The sequence below is a fragment of the Pseudarthrobacter sp. genome (assembly GCF_036675385.1).
In the GTDB taxonomy this organism is placed as follows: Bacteria; Actinomycetota; Actinomycetes; order Actinomycetales; family Micrococcaceae; genus Arthrobacter.
This window is the reverse complement of record NZ_JAKFFD010000068.1, coordinates 1-2,289: the sequence shown is the minus strand read 5'-3', so window position 1 is coordinate 2,289 and position 2,289 is coordinate 1. Positions and strand designations below refer to the sequence as shown.

Genomic DNA, 2,289 nt, shown 5'->3' with positions numbered 1-2,289 from the left:
AACTCTCCGGAAGCAGCGGCGACTGGCGTGTCCGTACCGGCGATTACCGGATCATCTACGAGATCCGGGACGCACAGCTGATCGTCCTGGTTGTCGCCATGGGCCACCGGCGCGACATCTACGCGCACTAGGCTGGTCCTATGGATCTGGAGGTGTCGCCCGCGCTCACGATTCCCGCGTCGGAACTCCGCTGGCGGTTCTCGCGATCGTCCGGGCCAGGCGGTCAGCACGTCAACACGACGGACAGCCGCGCCGAACTCTCATGGAACATCGCCGGCTCCGCCGCACTTTCGGATGACCAGCGGGGGATGCTGCTGAGACGTCTCGGACCACGCCTCGTCACCGGCGTGATCACTGTGGCCTCATCCGAGCAGCGCTCCCAGCTGCGCAACCGCGAAACCGCCCTGGCCAAGCTCACCGAGCTCGTATCAGAAGGCCTGGCACCCGAAAGCCCCAAGCGCCGTGCGACCAAACCCACCCAGGGTTCGAACCGCCGCCGCCTGGCCGCCAAGGAACAGCGGTCGGCAACCAAACGGCAACGGCAGCGGCCGTCCGCCGAGTAGCGCCGCCCAACGGTCCCGCTGGCGGGACCAAGCCACCGTCCCGCCGTCGGGCCCTATCCCTGCGGGTTTCCGCGCGTTGTGGCTGAGGCGGCGTCGCCGGCGCGGCGCACCCAGGTATGCGCACCCCAGATGAACAGCAACAGCGCCACAAGGACCAGCCCGGCGTGGCCAAGGTCGAGCTCGGCAAGGAAAGTGGTCACCGGGTCGGTGAGTCCGAGCATCGCGTGCAGTACGCCGGCGATGGTGATCACCGAGATGAACAGGGCGGAAGCTGCGGACACACCTGTAATGACCATGTTGAAACCGATACGCCACCGGGGGTCCACAACCGCGCTACAGTACATCTTCATCATCGCGACGCCGTTCACCGTGTCGCACAGCGTCATCGCCGCCATGAAGCCGAAAGGCAGAGCCATCAGCGCAACCGGGGAGATGCCGGCGAGGGCCGCCGTCGCGGTGAGGAGCAGGAACGCGATGGTCGAGGCCGTGTCGAAGCCGAGGCCGAAGAGGAACCCCAGGACAAAAATGTCGCGTGGGCGGTTAACGTGGGAGAGCGGTTTGTCGAGCAGGCGGGCCACGAGCCCGGTCGGTGCCAGTTCCTCGCGGGTGACTGTGGCACCTTCCTTGACCCGGCCGTACAGCAACGCGGCGCGCCGGAACGCGGCGGCATTGTAGACACCGATGGTCAGCAGGAACAGCCCCGAGACAGTTGCCCCGGTAATGCTCAGAACCATGTTCGCGGACGAGCCGTCACTAAGCGCGTCCTGAATGATGCCGGCGCCGCTGACCACCAGCACCCCGGCAAGCACAACCACCATGCTGTGTCCCATGCTGAAGGCGAAGCACACGCTGACGGGGCGGCGGCCCTGGGCCGCGAAGCGCCGGGTGGAGTTGTCGATCGCCGCAATGTGGTCCCAGTCGTAGCTGTGTTTCACCCCGGCCAGGTAAGCGGTGATGAGCAGGCCGAGCACCACGGGGTTGTGGCTTGTCCGCAGCGAATCGGCCAGCAGCGCCAGCATCACGATATGGAGGGCGGCGACTGCCGCGAAGGTCACCGCCAAGCGGCGGGCCGTGGGGAGGGCTTCCCGCTCGTGGTGGTTCAACAGGGCTTTCATTTAGTACTTTCGCAGGTTGAGAGGCGGCTGGCCGTGCCAGCGGAAGCGCAGAAAATCGATGCCGGCCCGGATGACGGCGTCCAGCGGCTCGGTGGCACGGGAAAGGGCCCGGATGGCCAGGCCGCCGTCGAGCAGTGACATGCCCAGGTTGCAGCCCCCGGCAAGCGGCACCAGCAGATCATGCAGCTCGGTCAGCAGGGCGGCATCCACGCGGGCATCCATGACCAGGAGGGAACCCACATGGGTGTAGTCCTCGAGGAAGGCCATGCTGTCTATCGGGGCGGCACCGGTCAGTGGGCGGATCAGCAGGTTGTCGAGCACCGCCAGGCGCCCGTCGACCGAGATCTCGTTCCGCAGACGAATCTCGTCGTAGCCGAACAGGGCGCCGTCCGGTGACCAGCCCGGGGTGACGATCTCGGCCATCACCAGCGAGGCGCTGCCGTGCATCTCAATCACGGTGGCCTGCCGGTAGGTCGCCCCGCGGTAGACGATCAGCGGGTCCGGCACAGATTCCAGGCTCGCGTTGGGGCCGAGCCGGATGTGCGTCCGCTGTTCAGCGCGATTCCCGGGCGTGCGGTAGACCTTCGTCGCTGACTGTGTGGTCAGCAGGA

4 protein-coding genes are annotated in these 2,289 nt (G+C 66.7%); 2 read left to right on the top strand and 2 right to left on the bottom strand.

All coding sequences use genetic code 11. From position 1 onward, the window contains the following. Both V6M49_RS05495 and arfB read left to right on the top strand, forming a co-directional pair. On the top strand, positions 1 to 131 hold a 131-nt coding region (locus V6M49_RS05495), incomplete at its 5' end, for a type II toxin-antitoxin system RelE family toxin (protein WP_332760484.1). Between the two features lie 9 nt (positions 132 to 140). After that, positions 141 to 563: an alternative ribosome rescue aminoacyl-tRNA hydrolase ArfB gene (gene arfB, locus V6M49_RS05490; protein WP_332760483.1), complete on the top strand. Its 423-nt coding sequence runs from the start codon at positions 141 to 143 to the stop codon at positions 561 to 563. 53 nt (positions 564 to 616) lie between these two features. On the opposite strand, the gene V6M49_RS05485 is transcribed toward arfB, so the two are convergent. Beyond that, positions 617 to 1,678, bottom strand: a complete 1,062-nt coding sequence (locus tag V6M49_RS05485; protein WP_332760482.1) for a HoxN/HupN/NixA family nickel/cobalt transporter — start codon at positions 1,676 to 1,678, stop codon at positions 617 to 619. Further along, a partial coding sequence (locus V6M49_RS05480; RefSeq protein ID WP_332760481.1) for an urease accessory protein UreD occupies positions 1,679 to 2,289 on the bottom strand: 611 nt, incomplete at its 5' end.

Excerpts from the sequence above, each read along its gene's own strand:
- arfB (WP_332760483.1), top strand. The coding sequence starts at position 141 with ATGGATCTGGAGGTGTCGCCCGCGCTCACGATTCCCGCGTCGGAACTC.
- V6M49_RS05485 (WP_332760482.1), bottom strand. The coding sequence starts at position 1,678 with ATGAAAGCCCTGTTGAACCACCACGAGCGGGAAGCCCTCCCCACGGCC.